The following is a 20,923-nucleotide window of genomic DNA, read 5'->3' as shown; positions in this document are numbered from 1 at the left end:
GTGTAAATCAATTATGATTTACACGCTTTTTATTTTGATTCGATTGCTTTGACAAGACGTATAAGCGAATATAAGAAAAACTATGGAAGTATATACGTTGTTGCTACATGTACTAGACGAGGGAATAACCTTAACGTATTCATATTGAAAATCGGAAGTAGTAAATAATTAATTGCAATGATTAATATAACTACAAGGAATGTATAGTTGAGTTTATCCCGCTATTTGCCGGACAGTAAGACCCCTACCTCAAAATTCAGCGAAAGTAAAGAAGTTAGGTGGGGGCCCTGCTGCCCGTAAAAGTCCGATTAGTGAGAGTTGATTAAAGTTTCGATTTATATCGATTATAAAAAAGAACAAGTAATTATTATAACTATTGTGCAAAATTTGATATAATAAAAGAACGAACGTTCTGATTAGGGAGTGAGTACTATGCGAGAAATGTATCCGAAAAATGGTCGTGTTATTTTACATGTAGATATGAATTGCTTTTTCGCATCTGTTGAAATTGCTCATGATCCATCATTACAAGGAAAGCCATTAGCGGTTGCTGGAAATGAAAAAGAGAGAAAAGGAATTATTATAACATGTAGTTATGAGGCGAGAGAATACGGAATACGTACGACGATGCCCCTTTGGGAAGCGAAAAGGTTATGCCCGCAATTAGTTGTAAGGCGTCCTAATTTCACATTATATCGCGAAGCTTCATTTCAAATGTTTCAAGTCCTTTCTCGTTTTACAGAAAAGATACAACCAGTCTCAATAGATGAAGGATATTTAGATATTACAGATTGCTACGCACTTGGTTCGCCTCTTGAAATAGCAAAGATGATTCAACAAGCACTATTAACAGAGTTGCAGCTTCCGTGTAGTATCGGAATCGCTCCAAATCTTTTCCTAGCAAAAACAGCTTCTGATATGAAAAAACCTCTCGGTATTACCGTACTTCGAAAACGTGATATTCCAGAAATGATTTGGCCACTTTCAGTTGAAGCAATGCATGGGATTGGAGAAAAAACAGCTGAAAAATTAAATGAAATTCATATACATACAATTGAACAGTTAGCGAAGGGAGACGAGCATATCATTCGCGCTAAAATTGGCAAGCACGGTATTGATTTACAAAAGCGTGCAAAAGGTACGGATGATAGGGAAGTGGATCCGAGTCAAATGGGCCAACATAAAAGTGTCGGTAACTCGATGACTTTTTCAAAGGATATGGATGAAGAGAAAGAATTACTTGATATGTTAGAACGGTTATCAAAATCAGTGAGTAAAAGATTACAAAAGCGAACCCTTGTCAGCTATAATATTCAAATTATGATTAAATACCATGATAGGCGAACAGTAACACGGAGTAAGCAATTGAAAAATGCAATTTGGGAAGAACGCGATATTTTTCAAGCAGCATCCCGTTTATGGAAGCAACATTGGGATGGTGATTCCGTTCGTTTACTAGGTGTTACAGCTACTGAAATAGAGTGGAAGACAGAATCGGTGAAACAATTAGATTTATTTTCATTTGAAGAGGATGCGAAAAAAGAACCACTACTTGCTGTCATTGATCAAATTAACGATAAGTATGGAACACCGATTTTACAACGAGGTAGTCAACTACTACGTAAGCAAGAGAAGTCGTTTCAACAAAAGTTAGAAAATAAGTTTATGTAGAAGGTGTCATGAAGTAGTAAAATCATGACACCTTTCCTAGTTAACTCGCTTCTAAATTTAAAGAAGTCTTCCATCCAGCTCCAGTAACGCCAGATTCTAATAGCATTCTACTTACTATTTTTTCAATTAAGATAGCCGCATTTGTCTTGCAATGTAATGTAGCCTGTATACACACCTTTTGATTAGAATCTACGTCTTCACTATACAACTCTTTTAAACCGATTCCTTCTGTACTTACCATATGCATAAGTAAAAAACGAATATGTGCTTCATTTTCTTCTGAACAAGTAAGGGAAAGTAAGTAGTTCGTTTGTTCTGGTGATTCTTCTTTTGATTTTTTATTCATAAAAAGAGCAATTGGGCGAAGAAGTATATTTGCTAGTAACACGCCGGCTGCACCTAATATAGCTGCAACGAGGAAACCGGCGCCTGTAAGAGTACCGACAGCAGCTGCACACCATAAAGTAGCTGCTGTATTTAGCCCTCTAATACTAAAACCATCGCGGATAATAACGCCACCCCCTAAAAATCCAATACCACTAACGACTTGAGCAGCAATGCGGGATGGGCTAGCATCATGATCAAGCATGACGGATAATAAAACAAATATACAGGCACCAAGTGATACGAGAGCATTTGTCCGTAACCCAGCCATTCGGTGTCTCCATTGTCTTTCCATTCCAATGCAAGCTCCTACAATAATTGCTATAACTAACCTGAATACAATGTCGTACCATACCATCATGGTCACCTCCATATATAATATGTGTTATGTTTTTTAGAATGAGCGGGGGATACCCACTCATTCTTATTTTTACAACCAGCTATGAAACTTTTTAATATAAAGCTTTTTCAGGAATTGTGTTAAAAAAGCGTAGCCTAATAGTATTCCTACTAACCAAGGGAAATAGTTAAGTGGCAATGCTTGTAAACCAACGGCTGCACCAAGTGGTGAGAATGGAATATAAATCCCGATTGCCATAATAAGAGCGGTTAATAAAACGACTGGTGTTGATGCAGTGCTTTGAATAAATGGAATCTTTTGTGTTCTTATCATGTGAACAATTAAAGTTTGTGTTAACAACCCAACGACAAACCAACCGGACTGGAATAATGATTGCTCGCTCGGTGTATTTGCACCAAATACATTCCACATGACTACGTATGTGATAATATCAAATATAGAACTAATTGGGCCGATACAAATAATGAAGTTTCGTAAGTTTGCAGTATCCCATTTTCGTGGTTTTTCTAGAAACTCTTTATCCATTTTGTCCCATGGAATAGAAAGTTGTGAAATATCATAAAGTAAGTTTTGAATTAAAAGATGAATGGCAAGCATCGGTAAAAAAGGAATGAAAGCACTTGCTACTAACACGCTAAACACATTACCGAAGTTAGAGCTAGCTGTCATCTTAATATATTTTAAAATATTTCCGAATGTAGTACGTCCTTCTAAAATCCCTGCTTCTAATATAGTTAAACTTTTTTCGAGTAGAATAATATCGGAAGCTTCTTTCGCAATATCAGTAGCAGTATCAACAGATATTCCGACATCAGCTTCACGTAATGCTACAGCATCGTTAATGCCGTCTCCCATGTAACCTACAGTGTATCCATTTCCTTGTAATGCGTGTATAATACGAGATTTTTGCATGGGATTAAGCTTCGCAAATACAGTCGTTTCTTCGGCAAGTTTTGCTAATGCTTTATCTGGTAAAGAATCAATCTCGTAACCGAGGATTGGTTCGCAGATATCTAATCCAACTTCTTTACAAACCTTTCTTGTAACAATTTCGTTATCGCCAGTTAAAATTTTCACTTGTACACCATGTTTTTGTAATGCTTGAATTGCAGCTGCTGCAGATGGTTTCGGTGGATCTAAAAAGCCGATATATCCAGCGAGAATCATATCAGTTTCGTCTTTTACTGCGTACTCTGTATCATTTATTCTTCTATCTTTTTTATAAGCCACAGCAATAACCCGCATACCTTCACTATTTAGTGTCTCACTTATTTTTTTGACATTTGAACGTATTTCCTCGGTGAGTGGAACGATTTTTTCATCCACTTCAGTGTAGTTACAAATTGATAAAATTTCTTCTACGGCACCTTTACAAACCATTGTATGTTCACCTGAAATATCCTTTACGATGACTGACATACGCCGGCGGGCGAAATCGAATGGAATTTCATCTAGCTTTTGAAAAGCTGATGGATTAAATGTATTGTTTTCCTCTGTATGCTTAATAACAGCTTTATCTATTAAATTTTTCAATCCAGTTTGATAGAAACTATTTAAATAGGCAAATTGCAAGACGCGATTGCATTCATTTCCCTTGGGATCTAAGTGACGAACAAGGACAACTTTATCTTCTGTTAAAGTTCCTGTTTTATCTGTACAAAGAATGTTCATAGCACCTAAGTTTTGAATAGAATTTAGCTGTTTTACAATTACTTTTTGTTTAGACATTTTAACGGCACCTTTAGCTAAATTAGCAGTTACAATCATTGGTAACATTTCAGGTGTAAGGCCAACAGCGACGGCAATAGCGAAGAAGAAAGCTTCTTGCCAATCACCTTTTGTGAATCCATTAATGAGAAGGACAATAGGTGCCATAATAAGCATGAATGTAATTAAGAGCCAGCTTACTTTGTTTACACCTTTATCAAAGCTTGTTTCTACACGCTTTCCAATTACCTTATTGGCTAAAGAGCCGAAATACGTATCGGTACTTGTTGAGATGACAACAGCTTTTGCGCTACCACTTACAATATTTGTTCCCATGAAACAAAGGTTTTCCATATCGAGTGGATTGTAATTTTTTTTCATGTTTGTCGGTAAGATATGCTTATTTTCTGTATGGTAGCAGTGTTCGTATTTTTCTACAGGAAGTGCTTCCCCTGTTAAAGAAGATTGATTAACAAATAAATCTTTAGCGGATACAATACGCACATCAGCTGGAATGATATCACCGGCTGAAAGGGAAATGATATCGCCAGGTACAAGTTCCTCAATTGGAATTTCTGTTGTGTAATTTCGATTTAAATTCGTTACATTTTTTGTTTCATGTACAAATCCATTTATTCTAAATACGCTTGCAGTTGTTCGAACCATAGCTTTTAACTTATCGGCAGCTTTTTGAGAACGAAATTCTTGGGAAAACCGAATTGTTGCACTAAGTAGTACCATTGCAGATACGACAATTGTTCCTTGCATATCATCCGTGAAAAAGGAGAGTGCTCCAAGAGCTAATAAAACGAAAATAAATGGATTTTTAAATGCCAACAGAAATTGAATGTACCACGGCGCCATTTTATTATGAGCTATTTCGTTCGGACCATATAAAGAAAGTCTACGAGACGCTTCTTGTTTAGATAATCCATCTTGTGTTGTTTCTAAAAGTTTTAACGCAGAGCTTACATCTTGTGTTGCAACCGCCACTAATAATTCGTTATTTGTTTTCATGCTATCTTGCTCATAAGCATGCTTTGTTTCTTGTCTTTGTAAATTAAACATCGGTAGTTCCTCCTCTGTCATGAAGGAGGAAACAATCTGTTACCTAACTATTTGAAATGGTGAGGAACAGTTTCTTTCCTACCTACATGATGAAATATGAATGTAAAACGTATGGGTATCTGGGCCGAATCATCAATTGCCAACTGTTCCTCACCTCCGTACAATTTAGTAGTTTCTGAATATGCTATGTTTGTTTCATAGTAAGGTGCATATAGACGTAAAAAGACCTTTACTCAAAACGAGTAAAGGTCTGAATTCGCAGCTAAAAGAGTCCACAACAAAGACTGTTAGTAGACATAAATAAAAACAGTTTTTGTGTATGACAAAATACATGCACCTCTCCCTCGTTGAGTTTTAGCACTGTATAGCATAGGTACTGAAACCAGCTACATTAAAAAAGGCCTTCATTCCGACCTTTCCTGTTGACCCATTGGCGTCTCTCGACATTTTTGGGCAGCAGCGTTTCTCTATACAGGAGCCTCACCTAACAGAGACCATATTCAATTACATGTTGAATGTTAGCACTGTAAAATCGTAGTGTCAATATCTTTTTATCTGTGTTTTTAAAATATTAAATGGATTTATAATAGATATATGGGATGAAATGTATGATATTGATTATGAATAATATGGAAAATAAATATTTTTATAAAAGGGGAATTTGTAATGGTACCACAAAATTTTATTATAAATATTGAGAATCAAAAATAGAAAACAAATTGTTTCTTTTGCGCTACAAGCAAAAGAGTTATTCAATAAATCAAGTGAAAAGATAATTTTAGATGAGTTTGATCAAAGTATGTATACAGACTTTTGGACGGAATATAATCATTTGCTAAATAAGTATAAATAAAAAAGCACTGTAACCAGTGCTTTTTTATTATAGATTACGAGATTGTAGGGTTTTCAAAAATAACAATCTCTGAACTGTTTGTAGTTGAAACGCGTTGGGCGTAATATGTTAAAGCTGAAGAAATATATGCTGGTAACGTATCATTTGTATGTGATGTTGTATATTCATGGATTAATTCCTTTAAAGTTGTCCATTCTAATTGTGCTGGGTGATCAGACACGAAAGAACTTACCCAGCGATCAAATGAAGATGAAAAATCAGTTTGTAAACGAAATACTTCTTTCATAATAAAACGCTCCCTTAAAATGTAGTATAATCATTTTAACACAAAACACGAACGATAGCTAAATTTTTTGAGTATAACGTTCGTGTTATATAGTTGTCTAGATGTTTGGTTATGTAAATTCAATTTGCCATTTGAAATAACATTCCGTAAGATGAGAGATAGAGTATATTTAGAGCTGGAGGAAAGAAAGTGGAATTTGTATTTTTAGGAACTGGTGCAGGTGTTCCTTCAAAAGGAAGGAACGTTTCAGCAATTGCTTTACAATTGTTAGAAGAACGAGGACAAACTTGGTTATTTGATTGTGGCGAGGCCACGCAACATCAAATATTACATACATCTGTACGTCCGCGCCGCATTGAAAAAATATTTATTACGCATTTACATGGCGATCATATTTTTGGATTGCCTGGTTTATTAGGTAGCCGTTCATTTCAAGGAGGAACTACGCCTTTAACGGTGTATGGACCGAAAGGAATTAAACAATTTATTGAAGTGGCATTATCGGTAAGTACGACACATGTGAAATATCCACTTGAAGTTGTGGAGATAACAGAAGAAGGTACCGTATTTGAAGATAATGAATTTTATGTAGAAACGAAAAGATTGTCACACGGTATAGAATGCTTTGGATATCGTATTGTAGAGAAAGATATACAAGGTGCTCTTTTAGTTGATAAGTTGCTTGAGATGGGTGTGAAACCAGGTCCAATCTTTAAACGTTTAAAAGATGGTGAAGTAGTTGAATTAGAGGATGGCACGATATTAAATGGAAATGAGTTTATCGGCCCACCTCAAAAAGGAAGAATTATTACTATCTTAGGTGATACGCGATATTGCGAAGCGAGTAGGGAGCTTGCGCAAGATGCAGATGTACTTGTCCATGAAGCGACTTTCGCAGCAGAAGATGAGCAACAAGCGTATGATTATTTTCATTCTACATCTAAGCAAGCTGCGAGCATTGCACTTCAGGCAAATGCGAAGCGACTAATATTAACTCACATTAGTTCTCGTTATCAAGGAGATACATATAAGGAATTATTGAAAGAGGCTAGAGAGTTGTTTTCTAATACAGAAATAGCGACAGATTTGAAATCATTCCCAGTAGAAAAATAATAATTTTGTAAAAAATGGTAACGGCGGGTTACCATTTTTTTATGTCTAAAAAAATTTAAAAATAAAACTGTTATTATTTTATACTTATACTTGGATGGTACAGAAAATTAGAATGGTTTGAATATATACGATAAAAATACGAAATAATGATTATTTAGAAAAACTGTTATATAAGTCAGATGACATACAAGTGATACAAATAGCAGAAATGGACTGTTATTCAGAACTTTTAAAATTCAACAAAAGTAAGCGTTTTATAAAAAACAAGCTATAATGAGGGCAGATTATAATTTATGATAAGTCGCATGTATTTTAGTCATTATCGTAACAAGTGAAGTTGACTAAATCATGAGAGAGTAACACGAGAATTATAATAGGAAAGATATTACTATTATTTGTCATAAGTCTTTTTCACTTTTTAGCTAAACGATATGATTAGCAAGTGTAGCTATTGCGAGTTCCTTAGTAGAAGCTTTTTATTAATAAGGTGGTGGAGATTTAATTGGTACACCACTCTTTAAAAGAGTTCAGAACATCAGCAGGTAGTCTAGGCGGAATAGCGGGTGCAAATTTAGTTGCATTAGCAATGGTTATATCACTTGTTTATGCTATGCTTGCAATGGCTTCTGTGTTAAACTTTGGATTGCTACCAGACTTTATTCTGGATCATCTTGTATCATTTTTAAATGAAAATAATGCTAAGATTCTTATGTAGTATGATAACTGGTATTATTTCAGGTTATATTGGATTACTTTTATTCAAAAACTATCCAATTCGTACAGCAGAACAAATTCGTGGTACAACTGGAAAAGCGACAGATGTAGCAACTTAATAGAATAGTAGAATAAATTTTTTCATAGAGGTTTAGGGGGAGTTATGATGAAGTATCGCTCAGTATTTGATATTATCGGTCCAGTTATGATTGGACCATCAAGTTCACATACAGCAGGCGCGGCAAGAATGGGGCAAGTTGCTCGCCAGCTGTTTCGTCATGAACCAGAAAGAGTAAGCATTTCGTTATATGGATCATTTGCAAAGACGTATCGAGGGCATGGTACGGATGTAGCACTAATCGGTGGAATATTAGGATTTGAAACAGATGACTTACGTATTCCAGAGGCGCTAGAAATAGCAAAAGAGCGCGAAATTGAAGTGGAATTCATTGAAGAAGATGCCAATGCACCTCATCCAAATACAGCGAGAATTCGTTTGTATAAAGGTGAAGATGAAATTGAAGTTGTTGCTTGCTCAATTGGTGGCGGTAAAATTGAAGTTGTAGAATTAAACGGATTCGATCTTCAATTATCAGGCACGAGCCCAGCACTACTTATTGTAAATAACGATCGCTTCGGTGCTATTGCAGCGGTAGCTTCAATCCTTGCGAAACATGAGATTAACATTAGTACAATGAGTGTTTCTCGTAAAGAAAAAGGAAGAAGAGCGCTTATGGTCATTGAAACAGATGAATTATTAGCAGATGAAGTAATTGAAGAAATAAAAGCGCAACAAAATATTTGTCAAGTAACTATTATGGAATAATTGCAGGGGGGACACACCATGTTTCGGAACGCAGCGGAACTAGTGGCGCAAGCTAAAGAACAAAATGTAAAAATCGCAGAAATTATGATTCAATGTGAAATGGAAACAAGAAGTATTTCACGTGAAGAAGTAATTGCTGGTATGGAAAAGAACTTAGTCGTGATGGAGCAAGCAGTAGAACGTGGTATTCGCGGCGTGAAATCACCAACTGGTTTAACTGGTGGAGATGCTGTAAAAGTTCAAGCGTATATGAAGAGCGGAAAAGGCTTATCTGGAGATACGATTTTGGATGCAGTAAGCAAAGCTGTTGCAACAAATGAAGTAAACGCAGCGATGGGAATTATTTGTGCAACACCAACAGCAGGTTCTGCTGGAACAGTGCCAGGTGTACTATTTGCACTAAGAGAAAAATTGCAGCCTACACGTGAAGAAATGATTGAATTCTTATTTACAGCAGGAGCTTTCGGTATGGTTGTTGCGAATAACGCTTGTATTTCTGGTGCAGCGGGAGGATGCCAAGCTGAAGTTGGTTCAGCAAGTGGAATGGCGGCTGCAGCCGCAGTTGAGATGGCTGGTGGAACACAAGATCAAGCAGCTACAGCGATGGCAATTTCATTAAAGAACATGCTTGGTTTAGTGTGTGATCCTGTTGCAGGACTTGTAGAAGTACCTTGTGTAAAACGTAATGCAGCAGGAGCTGCGAATGCGATGATTTCAGCAGATTTAGCATTAGCTGGTGTAACGAGTACAATTCCATGTGATGAAGTAATTGAGGCAATGTTTAGAATCGGACAAACGATGCCAGTAGCACTTCGTGAAACAGCAGAAGGTGGACTTGCAGCAACGCCGACTGGTCGTCGCCTGCAAGAAGAGATTTTTGGGAAGAACAATAACTAAGTGTAATTATAGAAAAAGGAGCTCAAATAAACTTGAGCTCCTTTTTCTATTTTTCTTTTGTTAGTTGTTTTAATGTTTTTCCAAGATTATGTGATCGTTCCGTTGCCTGTTTAATACAAGAAATAAGTGCTTGTTGAAATTTATGTTCTTGTAATACTTCAATACCTGCTTCGGTAGTTCCACCAGGAGAAGTAATTTCCTTTCTCAAAATAGAAGGGTGTTTGTCACTTGCTTTTAGCATTTCAGCAGCACCAATCATCGTTTGAAGAATAAGTGATTTTGCAACATCTTCTTTTAAACCGATTTTTTTTGCAGCTTCTTCCATAGCTTCCACTACGTAATAAATATAAGCAGGTCCACTTCCGGATAATGCAGTGACAGCATGCATATCTTCTTCCTCTACAACAGAGACGAGACCAATCGTTTCAAATAAAGATGTTGCAGTGCGAATATGCTCCGCTGTTGCATGTTTTGAAGGGGAGATAGCGGTAGCTGATTTTAAAATGGCTGCGGATGTATTTGGCATTGCACGAATAATTGGAACGTCTTTTTGAAGTAGTTTTCTAATTGAGTCAGTAGAAACACCTGCTAGTAATGAAATAATAAGCACGTTATTATTTATGTATTCTTTAAAAGGGGTAAGCGCCTCTGCAACATCCTTTGGTTTCATTGCTAGAAAAAGAATATTTGCATCAGTAAGTAATTCTTTTTTATTATGAGTACCTTTGACACCGTATTTTTTATGTAGCTCTTGTAATCTTGTCTCGTTAGAACGATTACTTACAGTAATTTGTTCACCTTTAACGACATTTGCATGTAACAAGCCACCAATAATAGCTTCGGCAATAGAGCCTGCACCGAGAAAGGAAATGTTTTGAATAGACATGATGTTCCTCCTTTAATTTTGGTTAGAAATTCTTATAAATGTACATACATTCGTTTTTTTATAGGAAACACCTCTTTTTATCTGAAAATAATGACAAATATATATAGAAGTTGTAAACTGAAGAAGTATTCATTTTTGAACCGGAAAGAGACAGGGGGGCTAAGCATGACGGCGATTCACCGAATGGAGATTCCTGTACCATTTGCAGTGGAAACTGTGAATGTGTTTTTAGTTGAGGGGGAGACATTAACATTAATTGATACAGGGACGAATACAGAAGAGGCAAGGAATGCGTTAGAAAGTCAATTAGGTGCATTAGGACATACGATAGAAGATATTGAAACAGTAGTCATTACGCATCATCATGCAGATCATTGTGGACTTTTAAATATATTTTCTGAGAAGACGAATATTATTGGACATCCTTGGAATGAGCCTTGGATTACACAAAATCCAGAATTTTTAAAGCGGTATCATGAATTTTTTAGAGAGACGGCCTTACAGTTTGGTGTGCCAGCAGCATTTTTGAAAGACGAGTCGTTATTGACGACGAGGACACTTAAATATTCTTGTAATAGATCGTTAACGCATACTGTGAGAGAAGGAGATCGTATTGATTCTTTGCCTGGATTTACAGTGCTTGAAACACCAGGTCATGCTTCTACTCATATTTCTTTATATAGAGAATCTGATGGAATATTAATTGGTGGAGATGCTCTCATTAGTCATATTTCTTCGAATCCAATACTAGAACCGCCATATGAAGGGCAAACAGAGCGGGCACGCCCATTACTACAATATAATCAAACATTACAGCGTTTAAGCGAAATGAATATTTCACGCATTTTATCAGGGCATGGGGAAGATGTTCTAAATGTGAAACAACTTATTGAAACGAGATTACAAAAGCAAGAAACACGTGCTTTTAAAGTGCTTGAGTTATTAAAGGAAAAACCAATGACAGCATTTGAAGTATGTGTAAAACTATTTCCGGTATTATATAAAGAACAATTACCACTTACTATTTCAGAAACGGTTGGACAATTGGACTATTTAGCATATAATCAACAAGTGATGATTGATGAGTCATCGCAACAATTGATTTATTATGCAAAGTAGGTGACAGCAATGACAGGACGTTTACAAAATAAAGTAATCGTCATTACAGGTGCTTCTAGTGGGATTGGTGAGCAAGTTGCAATGCAAGTTGCAGCACAGGGAGCGACTCCAGTATTAATGGCTCGAACAGAAGAGAAACTACAAGTGTTAGTAGACAAAATTAAAGAAACTTATAATACGCCTTGCTATTATTATGTATTAGATGTAAGTGAAGAGATGGAAGTACAGTCTGTTTTTTCAAAGGTATTACAAGAAGTGGGACGTATTGATATATTAGTAAACAATGCGGGATTTGGTATTTTTAAAACGTTTGAAGATGCGTCAATGGGTGAAGTAAAAGATATGTTCCAAGTAAATGTATTTGGATTAGTAGCATGTACGAAAGCGGTACTACCTTATATGGTAAACAAGAACGAAGGACATATTATTAATATTGCTTCACTTGCCGGAAAAATTGCAACTCCGAAATCAAGTGCGTATGCAGCAACGAAACATGCTGTATTAGGATTTACGAATAGTTTACGCATGGAATTAGCGAATACAGATATTTATGTTACAGCAATTAATCCAGGTCCGATAGATACAAACTTTTTTGAAATAGCGGATCAATCTGGTACATATGTAAAGAATATGGGACGTTACATGTTAAAACCAACATACGTAGCAGAACAAATCGTAAAGTCGATGCACACGAAAAAACGTGAAGTAAACTTACCGAAGTGGATGGGAATTGGTCCAAAACTTTATGCTTTATTCCCAGGTTTATTTGAACGTGTAGCAGGTAAATCATTAAGTAAAAAATAGGAGATTTCCACATGGAAATCTCCTATTTTTTATTGTTTTCCAGTCACATAATCATAAACAATATCCTCAATCTCCTCGTATAAATCAATTTCAATATTTGAATGAGTCACCGTTTGAATATGTTTCACTAGCATTTCCTGATCTTCTTTTGATATTGGACTGCATTGATATTGCTGAAAACTTTTTATAATCATTTTCTCAATTAATTTTTCGTTCATATTTTTTCCCGCCTGTATGTACGTATGTATTGTTTTATTGTACTTGAAGTGAAATAAAAAAACTACTATGCACTATTTTTGTATAAAAATTCGGTTGAGTATATTATTTTTCTAATAAAATTAAGTTTTTTTAGATTTAAAAATTTATAAATATTTAATTGACTCTATAAATATACAATATTATAATCATACTTAATTTAAAGAATCGATTTGAGGAGGAACTTATGAAAGTCGCAATTATTGGAGCCACTGGATATGGGGGCATTGAATTAATTCGTTTATTAGAACAACATCCATATTTTTCGATAGCATCTCTTCATTCTTTTTCGCAAGTTGGTGAGTGTATAACAAATGTATATCCGCATCTTCGAAATGTTCTCGTTCATACGTTACAAGAAATTGATGTGAAGACAATAGGGAAAGAAGCAGAAATCGTATTTCTAGCAACACCAGCAGGAGTATCGGCGGAGTTAACTCCCAAGTTATTAGCAGAAGGTTTAAAAGTAATTGACCTATCTGGAGACTTTCGTATGATAGATCCTTCGTCATATGAACTGTGGTATAAAAGGCCAGCAGCGAAAGAAGAAATTCTTAGAAAAGCAGTGTATGGGTTAAGTGAATGGAAAAGGACTGGGATTCAAAAGGCAAATTTAATTGCAAACCCAGGATGTTTTGCTACAGCCACATTGCTAGCGATAGCGCCGTTAGTACGTAGCGGCATGATTGAAGAAGATTCGATTATTATTGATGCGAAATCAGGGGTATCAGGAGCAGGTAAAACACCAACAACAATGACTCACTTTCCTGAGCTATATGATAACTTGCACATTTATAAAGTGAATGAGCATCAGCACGTTCCAGAGATTGAGCAAATGCTTACAGAATGGAATAATGGATCACAGCCAATTACATTTAGCACACATTTAATACCGATATCACGAGGAATTATGATTACACTTTATGCAAAAGTAAAACAAAAGATGGAAATAAAGCAACTTCAAAAATTGTATGAAGAAACGTATGAACAATCGCCTTTCATCCGAATTTGTACGCAAGGGAAATTTCCAAGTCCAAAAGAAGTGAGAGGCTCAAATTATTGTGATATTGGCATAGCTTACGATGAAAGAACTGAAAGAGTTACGGTCGTTTCTGTTATAGACAATATGATGAAAGGCGCGGCTGGGCAAGCGATTCAAAATGCAAACATAATAGCGGGACTAGAAGAGACAACAGGTTTACAACATATGCCGCTTTATCTATAAGGGGGACATGATGATTAAAGTAGCGTCTATTACAAAATTAGAAAATGGTTCAATTGTAACGCCTAAAGGCTTTTCGGCAATTGGTACTGTAAATGGTCTGAAAAAGGAGAAAAAGGATTTAGGGGCAATCGTTTGTGACGTACCAGCATCATGTGCCGCTGTGTATACAACGAATCAAATACAAGCAGCCCCTTTGCAAGTAACGAAGGATAGTATAACGGCAGAAGGGAAGTTACAAGCAATTATCGTTAATAGTGGAAATGCAAATGCTTGTACTGGAATGCAAGGATTACAAGACGCATACGAGATGCGCGCGTTAGGGGCGGAACATTTTGGAGTGAAAGAAAATTACGTTGCAGTAGCTTCAACAGGTGTAATTGGTGTTCCACTGCCGATGGATATAATCCGAAAGGGGATTGCAACTCTTATACCGACGAAGGAAGAAAGTGGAGCGTATTCTTTTTCTGAAGCAATTTTAACGACGGATCTTATCACGAAAGAAACTTGCTATGAAATGATTATTGATGGGAAGAAAGTGGCGATTGCGGGTGTTGCAAAGGGTTCAGGGATGATTCATCCGAATATGGCAACGATGCTTAGTTTTATTACGACAGATGCTCATATAGAGCATGACGTATTGCAAACAGCATTATCCCAAATTACGAATCATACATTTAATCAAATTACGGTAGATGGAGATACTTCTACGAATGATATGGTCATCGTTATGGCAAGTGGATTATCAGAAACAAGCCCGATAAATATGGAACATACAGATTGGGAAACTTTCGTATGTACTTTACAGAAGGTATGTGAAGATTTAGCAAAAAAAATTGCGCAAGATGGTGAAGGCGCTACGAAGTTAATAGAAGTAAATGTGCTAGGAGCTCAAACGAATGAAGAGGCAAAAAAAATTGCAAAGCAAATAGTCGGTTCGAGTCTTGTGAAAACAGCAATACATGGTGAAGACCCAAACTGGGGGCGAATTATTAGCAGTATTGGACAAAGTGAAGTAGTTATTAATCCGAACACAATTGACATTACTCTTCAATCTATATCGGTATTAAAAAATAGTGAGCCTCAAATATTTTCTGAAGAAGAAATGAAAGAGAGATTACAAGAAGATGAAATAGTCATTAATGTGTACTTACACTTAGGTGAAGAGACAGGATCAGCTTGGGGCTGTGACTTAAGCTATGAATATGTGAAAATAAATGCTTGTTATCGTACATAAGGAGAGAGAAGATGAGCGATTATATTGTAGTGAAATGCGGCGGTAGTATGTTGAATCAATTAAATGATGTGTTTTTTGAATGTATAAAGAAATTGCAACAGAAGTATAAAGTAGTGATTGTTCATGGTGGTGGACCAGAAATTGATGCCAAATTAAAAGATTGTAACATCAACGTAGAAAAAAGAGATGGATTACGGATAACACCAAAAGAAGTTATGGATGTTGTTCAAATGGTGCTATGCGGAAGTACGAATAAAAAATTCGTAATGAATTTACAAAAGCATAATTTACTTGCTGTAGGTTGTTCAGGGTGTGACGGCAATTTACTTCAAGTTCAACCTGTCAGCGAGGAGATAGGATATGTGGGAGAAGTAAGTTATGTAGAAACAGCCTTATTAAAAGGATTAATAAATATGGGGTATATTCCTGTTATTGCTCCAATCGGGGTAAATGGTAATGAAATTTATAACATAAATGCGGACAATGCTGCAGCTGGGATTGCGGCTGCGTTAGGGGCAAAAGAGCTGATTTTTATTACGGATGTAGATGGAATATTACATGAAGGGAATTTGGTAAAGGAAACGGATGAATCTGAAATTGCTACTTTTATAGAAACAGGTGTTATTACAGGTGGGATGATTCCGAAAGTACAGGCGGCACTAGCATCATTAAAAATGGGAGTGCAAAAGATAAGTATTGTGAATGGTACAAAAGATTTTACTGAGGTTACGGGAGAGTGTATTGGAACGACGGTAACGAAAGGCGTGAGTATTGCATGACGAGTCATCTTTTTCAAACGTATGGCAGAAGAACTATTGAGTTTGTAAAGGGAACTGGAACGAAAGTTATTGATAATAACGGTAAGGAATATTTAGATTTCACATCAGGAATTGGCGTATGTAATTTAGGACATTGTCACCCTACTGTTCTCAAAGGTGTACAAGATCAACTTGATGATATATGGCATATATCTAACCTGTTTACAAACAGCTTACAAGAAGAAGTTGCGTCATTATTAACAGAAAATAGAGCATTAGATTATGTGTTTTTCTGTAATAGTGGGGCAGAGGCAAATGAAGCGGCTTTAAAGTTAGCACGTAAGCATACTGGAAAATCTCTCGTCGTAACATGCCAGCAGTCTTTTCACGGTAGAACATTTGGAACGATGAGTGCAACAGGCCAAGATAAGGTAAAAGAAGGATTTGGTCCATTACTTCCATCTTTTTTACATATCCCTTTTAATGATATTAAAGCATTAGAGGAAGTAATGAATGAAGAAGTTGCGGCGGTAATGGTAGAAGTTGTTCAAGGAGAGGGAGGAGTAATACCTGCCGATCTATCTTTTTTGAAAGAGATTGAAACATTATGTAATAAGTTCGGTTCCTTATTTATTATAGACGAAGTACAAACGGGGATAGGAAGAACTGGAACACTATTCGCTTATGAACAAGTGCGAATAGAGCCTGATATCGTTACCGTTGCAAAGGCACTTGGGAATGGGGTTCCTGTCGGAGCGATGATTGGCCGGAAAGAGCTCGGAACGTCGTTTACTGCAGGATCACACGGTTCAACTTTTGGCGGGAATTACATCGCGATGGCTGCAGCGAAAGAAGTATTGCAAGTGAGTAAAAAACCATCGTTTTTAAAAGAAGTACAAGAAAAGGGCGAGTACGTATTAGAGAAGTTGCAAGAGGAATTACAGCATGTCGAATGTATTCAAAATATACGTGGTAAGGGGCTTATGATTGGGATTGAGTGTAAGCATGAAGTTGCAAGTTTTATAGAACAACTAGAAAACGAAGGGCTTCTCGTATTACAAGCAGGCCCTAATGTTATAAGACTATTACCGCCACTCATTGTCACGAATGAAGAGTTAGAACAGGCAGTATATATAATAAAAAAAGTAGTTTGTACAAAAAACGTATCAATCATATAAGGGGGAAGTTTCATGTCAACTGTACAAGTACCGAAATTAAATACGAAAGATCTTTTAACACTAGAAGAATTAACGAAAGAAGAAATTATTTCTTTAATTGAGTTCGCTATATATTTAAAAAAGAATAAGCAAGAGCCTTTATTACAAGGCAAAATATTAGGGCTTATTTTTGATAAGCATTCAACTCGTACTCGTGTATCTTTTGAAGCGGGAATGGTACAACTCGGGGGACATGGTATGTTTTTAAGTGGAAAAGAGATGCAAATGGGAAGAGGAGAAACTGTTTCAGATACTGCGAAAGTATTATCGCAGTATATTGACGGGATTATGATACGTACATTCTCGCACGCGGATGTAGAAGAGCTTGCAAAAGAATCGAGCATTCCTGTTATTAACGGTTTAACGGATGATCATCATCCTTGTCAAGCATTGGCAGACCTCATGACAATATATGAAGAAACAAATACATTTAAAGGAATAAAATTGGCTTACGTAGGTGACGGAAATAATGTATGTCATTCATTGTTGCTAGCGAGTGCAAAAGTCGGAATGCATATGACTGTTGCAACGCCTGTAGGATATGAACCGAATGAAGAGATTGTAAAAAAAGCGTTAGCGATTGCCAAGGAAACAGGAGCTGAGATTGAAGTTTTGCATAATCCTGAATTAGCGGTGAATGAAGCAGATTTCATTTATACTGACGTTTGGATGAGCATGGGGCAAGAGGGCGAAGAAGAGAAATATTCTTTATTTCAACCTTACCAAATCAATAACGAACTTGTTAAGCATGCGAAGCAAACATATCGTTTCTTACACTGTTTACCTGCCCATCGTGAAGAAGAAGTAACAGGAAAAATTATAGATGGACCGCAGTCTATCGTCTTTGAGCAAGCTGGTAATCGATTGCATGCTCAAAAAGCGTTATTAGTGAGTTTATTTAAAAATGTAGAAGAGCCTTCCTAAAAGGGAGGTTTTTTTATATTAAAATGTCATATGTATATTTAGTTAACCATTTCGATATCATTTATAATAAAAGAGAAAACTAAATTTGTTTTTCAGAGTGTGTAAGGACATACTACATATAAAAATATAGTTAAAGAGATGATGAGGGTGAAAACAACTAAGAAAACATATTCGTTTTTTCAGCGGATGTGGAGAATATTAAAGTTTCAATATTATAAGTTGCTTCGATCGCCAGAAGGCGCAAAGAAAGTATCGTTAGGGTTTGCTATAGGATTCGGCTTAGAAATGTTAGTCATTTATACGGCATCGCTCGTATATGTAATATTTTATCCAATCGTCAGGTTAGCAAAGGGATCTTTTCCTGCGGCAGTTATTGGCAATATTATTGGGAAAATATCGTTTCTCCCAGTATTTTTATTTCCGCTTGCGTATGCGCTAGGAAAAATGATTTATCCATTTCATGTACAGAAAATTCATCATGAACCATTTACGATATCGGACTTGTTTTCAAGTCACATTTTTACGATATTAAAGAGCTTATTACAAAGTGAAGTGTATGTATTAATTGGAATGACGATTTTAGGAGTTGTGTTTGGTCTCATTTCGTATTTCGTTGTGCATTATTTATACGAAAAGAACCGTAAGTTACGCTTGAAGAAAAGGAAGAAACGAGTGAGAGAACCACTTGTACAATTATAAACAATGTCACATCCATTTTCTCCTTTGAATATGTTTAAGAAAAAGGAGGAGAGGATAATGTATTATTATTACGTACCTCAAGTATATCCATATGTAAATTATTATCCGGTTTATGATACGAGTAGACAATACGAATTATATCGGCAACAACAATTACAGCAATTATCACAAATACCACAATTACCACAACAACAGCCTACACAGGAAAAAAAACCATATTTAACAACATGGCCATATTCCAATGTGTACTATGGTAACTATTACGAATCATAAAGCTGCTTCTATTTAGAAGCAGCTTTATACGTTTGTTTTCAAAATTAAATTTTGAATGGTTTGAAGAGAATGAATGAGCTTTTCGCGCTCTTCCTCAGATAATGTTTGGAAATTTTCTTTTAGTTTGTCTAAAATGAATTGCTGATACTGATTTACTAATAATTTCCCTTCAGCTGTTAGGGAAATTAAAATGACCCGTCGATCTTTTTCGCTATAATGACGCTCTATTAGTTCTTCTTGAATAAGTTTGTTTAATAGAGGTGTCATGTTAGGCCGTGAAATCGCTAGCCGCTTGCCGATTTCGGAAACTGCTAATGTGCCGTTTTCATGCAAAAGCAGTAATACTTGTGTATGTGATGGCGGCATATGTCTTTGAGAAGAAAATTCTCCAGGAAGCATAAATTTGCGATAAAAAAGAGGCACTAGCGAAAGAAGATGATCAACAATACGTTCCCACTCGCGTGATTCCATATAAAGGCCCCCTTCCACTATCATTGTAACAAAAAAGACATGTTATAAAAATAGAATTGTTTCATGGGAATTTTAATATTTGTAGGCCAATACTTTTTTTGTAAATGAATCGGCAATAATCGTATAGCCTTTATCATTTGGGTGTACTTGGTCAAAGAGCAATTCTTTTTTATCATTCGATATTAATTTACGAATTGGCAAAACGATAGATGGTTGATTCACTTTTGCAATGGAATAAACGGATTCATTCCAGCCGTCTAAAAACATATCTGCATAACTTGCGATGGAGTCATCGAGTTGTAACGGGTTATAGAGTTCAGAAAGAATGAGTAAAGCATCCGGATTTTGATCTCGGACTGTCTTTACAATATTTTTTACATCCGCTTCAAAATGAGCTTTTTCTTTATTTAACATTTTAATACCGTCTATAACACCGACATCACGATTTAAGCGAAATAAATTATTTCCCCCAATATTAATTGTAATGATATTTGCTGCTCTAATTTTTTGCTTTACATCTTCTGATTGAACTTTTTTAGCGAGACGATCTGTTGTAAGACCGTTTATCCCAAGGTTTTCTACAGTAATTGGTTTATGAATTTGTGCTTCTATTTGTTTAGAGGCTAATTCAGCAAATCCACCTTGTGTTGATCCATATCCTTTGGCGAGCGAATCACCTAGTACGAGATGATAAAAGGAATCGTTTGTTTGCTTATCAATCCAACTTGGAGTAGATGTTTTTTCTTCGGGTTCATTTTGTTTTGTCTCGTCGTTCTTTTCAAAATAAGAATAAGAAATGATCAGAAGGAGGAGACAAACAATTGTTAAGATGACTTTTTTCATAAATTCATCCTCCTTGTAATTGGTAATTGTATCATATTCAGCAGTATTAGCAATGTAAGGGCATATTATATGTTTATGAAAAGTTTATAATAACTTTACAGAAAATTTGTTGAAGTTTGTCAAAAAATATTGACGATAGGAAAGAACTTTATATATGATAATGTCAGATAAGGTGAAATTTTAATTAGTGGGAGCTTTATTTCCTATTAATTGTTAGTCTTCATCAATCGAGCGTTTAAGGGGACTACTCGTTAGCGCAGGGTGAAATGAAAATTGTGTCTCTAATAGAAGAAAAAAGGTATGTGGTTAGAGACAGATAGGGATTCATTTCATTA

21 protein-coding genes, 1 pseudogene and 1 riboswitch are annotated in these 20,923 nt (G+C 35.9%); of the genes and pseudogenes, 15 read left to right on the top strand and 7 right to left on the bottom strand.

Features of this window, described 5'->3' with window-relative positions; genetic code table 11:
* The first annotated feature begins 432 nt into the window (after positions 1–432).
* Positions 433–1,671 (top strand): DNA polymerase IV, encoded by a 1,239-nt coding sequence (locus tag ACUN13_RS02170; protein ID WP_001208858.1) that lies wholly within the window; start codon positions 433–435, stop codon positions 1,669–1,671.
* 40 nt (positions 1,672–1,711) lie between these two features.
* On the opposite strand, the gene ACUN13_RS02165 is transcribed toward ACUN13_RS02170, so the two are convergent.
* The gene (locus tag ACUN13_RS02165; protein WP_000262342.1) at positions 1,712–2,413 is read right to left on the bottom strand and encodes an MgtC/SapB family protein; all 702 of its coding nucleotides are present in this window, start codon (positions 2,411–2,413) and stop codon (positions 1,712–1,714) included.
* 72 nt (positions 2,414–2,485) lie between these two features.
* Positions 2,486–5,191 carry a magnesium-translocating P-type ATPase gene (gene mgtA, locus ACUN13_RS02160; RefSeq protein WP_445423649.1) on the bottom strand — a complete coding sequence of 902 codons (2,706 nt, stop codon included), beginning with the start codon at positions 5,189–5,191 and terminating at the stop codon, positions 2,486–2,488.
* A gap of 331 nt (positions 5,192–5,522) precedes the next feature.
* A riboswitch (M-box (ykoK) riboswitch) is annotated at positions 5,523–5,690 on the bottom strand.
* A 210-nt stretch (positions 5,691–5,900) separates the two neighbouring features.
* On the opposite strand from mgtA, the pseudogene ACUN13_RS02155 reads away from it, so the two are divergent.
* Positions 5,901–6,044, top strand: a pseudogene (locus tag ACUN13_RS02155) (DNA polymerase IV); the annotation flags it as partial.
* Positions 6,045–6,078: 34 nt separating this feature from the next.
* Here ACUN13_RS02155 and ACUN13_RS02150 read toward each other — a convergent pair.
* Positions 6,079–6,330 carry a DUF3932 family protein gene (locus ACUN13_RS02150; protein ID WP_000665709.1) on the bottom strand — a complete coding sequence of 84 codons (252 nt, stop codon included), beginning with the start codon at positions 6,328–6,330 and terminating at the stop codon, positions 6,079–6,081.
* Positions 6,331–6,519: 189 nt separating this feature from the next.
* Between ACUN13_RS02150 and rnz the strand changes: the two genes are divergently transcribed.
* The 4 genes from rnz (at position 6,520) to sdaAA (ending at position 9,880) form a co-directional block, all read left to right on the top strand.
* Positions 6,520–7,443 (top strand): ribonuclease Z, encoded by a 924-nt coding sequence (gene rnz, locus ACUN13_RS02145; RefSeq protein ID WP_000397455.1) that lies wholly within the window; start codon positions 6,520–6,522, stop codon positions 7,441–7,443.
* A gap of 502 nt (positions 7,444–7,945) precedes the next feature.
* Positions 7,946–8,158, top strand: a complete 213-nt coding sequence (locus ACUN13_RS02140) for a hypothetical protein (protein WP_000233385.1) — start codon at positions 7,946–7,948, stop codon at positions 8,156–8,158.
* 165 nt (positions 8,159–8,323) lie between these two features.
* Positions 8,324–8,983, top strand: coding sequence for an L-serine ammonia-lyase, iron-sulfur-dependent subunit beta (sdaAB, locus tag ACUN13_RS02135; RefSeq protein WP_000877445.1), 660 nt, complete (start codon positions 8,324–8,326; stop codon positions 8,981–8,983).
* An 18-nt stretch (positions 8,984–9,001) separates the two neighbouring features.
* Entirely contained in the window at positions 9,002–9,880 is an 879-nt protein-coding gene (gene sdaAA, locus ACUN13_RS02130; protein ID WP_000489461.1) for an L-serine ammonia-lyase, iron-sulfur-dependent, subunit alpha, read from the top strand.
* A 46-nt stretch (positions 9,881–9,926) separates the two neighbouring features.
* Here the strand turns inward: sdaAA and proI are convergent, their stop codons facing one another.
* The gene (gene proI, locus ACUN13_RS02125; RefSeq protein WP_445423648.1) at positions 9,927–10,766 is read right to left on the bottom strand and encodes a pyrroline-5-carboxylate reductase ProI; all 840 of its coding nucleotides are present in this window, start codon (positions 10,764–10,766) and stop codon (positions 9,927–9,929) included.
* Positions 10,767–10,931: 165 nt separating this feature from the next.
* Between proI and ACUN13_RS02120 the strand changes: the two genes are divergently transcribed.
* Entirely contained in the window at positions 10,932–11,885 is a 954-nt protein-coding gene (locus ACUN13_RS02120) for an MBL fold metallo-hydrolase (protein WP_000125119.1), read from the top strand.
* Positions 11,886–11,894: 9 nt separating this feature from the next.
* On the top strand, positions 11,895–12,689 hold the full coding sequence (locus ACUN13_RS02115) for an SDR family NAD(P)-dependent oxidoreductase (RefSeq protein WP_000147797.1): 795 nt from the start codon (positions 11,895–11,897) through the stop codon (positions 12,687–12,689).
* Positions 12,690–12,718: 29 nt separating this feature from the next.
* Here the strand turns inward: ACUN13_RS02115 and ACUN13_RS02110 are convergent, their stop codons facing one another.
* The gene (locus ACUN13_RS02110) at positions 12,719–12,907 is read right to left on the bottom strand and encodes a YqzH family protein (protein WP_001003222.1); all 189 of its coding nucleotides are present in this window, start codon (positions 12,905–12,907) and stop codon (positions 12,719–12,721) included.
* Between the two features lie 224 nt (positions 12,908–13,131).
* Between ACUN13_RS02110 and argC the strand changes: the two genes are divergently transcribed.
* The 7 genes from argC (at position 13,132) to ACUN13_RS02075 (ending at position 19,274) form a co-directional block, all read left to right on the top strand.
* Positions 13,132–14,169, top strand: coding sequence for an N-acetyl-gamma-glutamyl-phosphate reductase (argC, locus tag ACUN13_RS02105; RefSeq protein ID WP_000861256.1), 1,038 nt, complete (start codon positions 13,132–13,134; stop codon positions 14,167–14,169).
* 10 nt (positions 14,170–14,179) lie between these two features.
* Positions 14,180–15,403, top strand: coding sequence for a bifunctional glutamate N-acetyltransferase/amino-acid acetyltransferase ArgJ (gene argJ / locus ACUN13_RS02100; protein ID WP_000598398.1), 1,224 nt, complete (start codon positions 14,180–14,182; stop codon positions 15,401–15,403).
* Positions 15,404–15,414: 11 nt separating this feature from the next.
* The gene (gene argB, locus ACUN13_RS02095) at positions 15,415–16,182 is read left to right on the top strand and encodes an acetylglutamate kinase (protein ID WP_001286796.1); all 768 of its coding nucleotides are present in this window, start codon (positions 15,415–15,417) and stop codon (positions 16,180–16,182) included.
* Positions 16,179–17,339 carry an acetylornithine transaminase gene (locus tag ACUN13_RS02090; RefSeq protein WP_000200549.1) on the top strand — a complete coding sequence of 387 codons (1,161 nt, stop codon included), beginning with the start codon at positions 16,179–16,181 and terminating at the stop codon, positions 17,337–17,339. The genes argB and ACUN13_RS02090 overlap by 4 nt, the downstream gene beginning before the upstream one ends.
* A 12-nt stretch (positions 17,340–17,351) precedes the next feature.
* Positions 17,352–18,302, top strand: coding sequence for an ornithine carbamoyltransferase (argF, locus tag ACUN13_RS02085; RefSeq protein ID WP_000108865.1), 951 nt, complete (start codon positions 17,352–17,354; stop codon positions 18,300–18,302).
* 138 nt (positions 18,303–18,440) lie between these two features.
* Positions 18,441–19,001, top strand: coding sequence for a DUF2062 domain-containing protein (locus ACUN13_RS02080; RefSeq protein WP_002005691.1), 561 nt, complete (start codon positions 18,441–18,443; stop codon positions 18,999–19,001).
* Between the two features lie 57 nt (positions 19,002–19,058).
* Positions 19,059–19,274 carry a hypothetical protein gene (locus ACUN13_RS02075; protein ID WP_000291956.1) on the top strand — a complete coding sequence of 72 codons (216 nt, stop codon included), beginning with the start codon at positions 19,059–19,061 and terminating at the stop codon, positions 19,272–19,274.
* Between the two features lie 24 nt (positions 19,275–19,298).
* Here the strand turns inward: ACUN13_RS02075 and ACUN13_RS02070 are convergent, their stop codons facing one another.
* Both ACUN13_RS02070 and ACUN13_RS02065 read right to left on the bottom strand, forming a co-directional pair.
* Positions 19,299–19,745: a MarR family winged helix-turn-helix transcriptional regulator gene (locus ACUN13_RS02070; protein ID WP_000445819.1), complete on the bottom strand. Its 447-nt coding sequence runs from the start codon at positions 19,743–19,745 to the stop codon at positions 19,299–19,301.
* 72 nt (positions 19,746–19,817) lie between these two features.
* A complete protein-coding gene (locus tag ACUN13_RS02065) occupies positions 19,818–20,588 on the bottom strand; it encodes a GDSL-type esterase/lipase family protein (protein ID WP_000755844.1) in 771 nt (256 codons plus the stop codon).
* Positions 20,589–20,923 lie beyond the last annotated feature (335 nt).

It is taken from the genome of Bacillus cereus group sp. Bce041, assembly GCF_052646455.1.
Note: the sequence above shows the minus strand (reverse complement) of the source record. Positions and strands in the feature narration are given on the sequence as shown.

Coding starts and splice junctions, on each gene's coding strand:
- ACUN13_RS02170 (WP_001208858.1), top strand. CDS start 433: ATGCGAGAAATGTATCCGAAAAATGGTCGTGTTATTTTACATGTAGAT.
- ACUN13_RS02165 (WP_000262342.1), bottom strand. CDS start 2,413: ATGGTATGGTACGACATTGTATTCAGGTTAGTTATAGCAATTATTGTA.
- mgtA (WP_445423649.1), bottom strand. CDS start 5,191: ATGTTTAATTTACAAAGACAAGAAACAAAGCATGCTTATGAGCAAGAT.
- ACUN13_RS02150 (WP_000665709.1), bottom strand. CDS start 6,330: ATGAAAGAAGTATTTCGTTTACAAACTGATTTTTCATCTTCATTTGAT.
- sdaAB (WP_000877445.1), top strand. CDS start 8,324: ATGAAGTATCGCTCAGTATTTGATATTATCGGTCCAGTTATGATTGGA.
- sdaAA (WP_000489461.1), top strand. CDS start 9,002: ATGTTTCGGAACGCAGCGGAACTAGTGGCGCAAGCTAAAGAACAAAAT.
- proI (WP_445423648.1), bottom strand. CDS start 10,766: ATGTCTATTCAAAACATTTCCTTTCTCGGTGCAGGCTCTATTGCCGAA.
- ACUN13_RS02120 (WP_000125119.1), top strand. CDS start 10,932: ATGACGGCGATTCACCGAATGGAGATTCCTGTACCATTTGCAGTGGAA.
- ACUN13_RS02115 (WP_000147797.1), top strand. CDS start 11,895: ATGACAGGACGTTTACAAAATAAAGTAATCGTCATTACAGGTGCTTCT.
- ACUN13_RS02110 (WP_001003222.1), bottom strand. CDS start 12,907: ATGAACGAAAAATTAATTGAGAAAATGATTATAAAAAGTTTTCAGCAA.
- argC (WP_000861256.1), top strand. CDS start 13,132: ATGAAAGTCGCAATTATTGGAGCCACTGGATATGGGGGCATTGAATTA.
- argJ (WP_000598398.1), top strand. CDS start 14,180: ATGATTAAAGTAGCGTCTATTACAAAATTAGAAAATGGTTCAATTGTA.
- argB (WP_001286796.1), top strand. CDS start 15,415: ATGAGCGATTATATTGTAGTGAAATGCGGCGGTAGTATGTTGAATCAA.
- ACUN13_RS02090 (WP_000200549.1), top strand. CDS start 16,179: ATGACGAGTCATCTTTTTCAAACGTATGGCAGAAGAACTATTGAGTTT.
- argF (WP_000108865.1), top strand. CDS start 17,352: ATGTCAACTGTACAAGTACCGAAATTAAATACGAAAGATCTTTTAACA.
- ACUN13_RS02080 (WP_002005691.1), top strand. CDS start 18,441: ATGATGAGGGTGAAAACAACTAAGAAAACATATTCGTTTTTTCAGCGG.
- ACUN13_RS02075 (WP_000291956.1), top strand. CDS start 19,059: ATGTATTATTATTACGTACCTCAAGTATATCCATATGTAAATTATTAT.
- ACUN13_RS02070 (WP_000445819.1), bottom strand. CDS start 19,745: ATGGAATCACGCGAGTGGGAACGTATTGTTGATCATCTTCTTTCGCTA.
- ACUN13_RS02065 (WP_000755844.1), bottom strand. CDS start 20,588: ATGAAAAAAGTCATCTTAACAATTGTTTGTCTCCTCCTTCTGATCATT.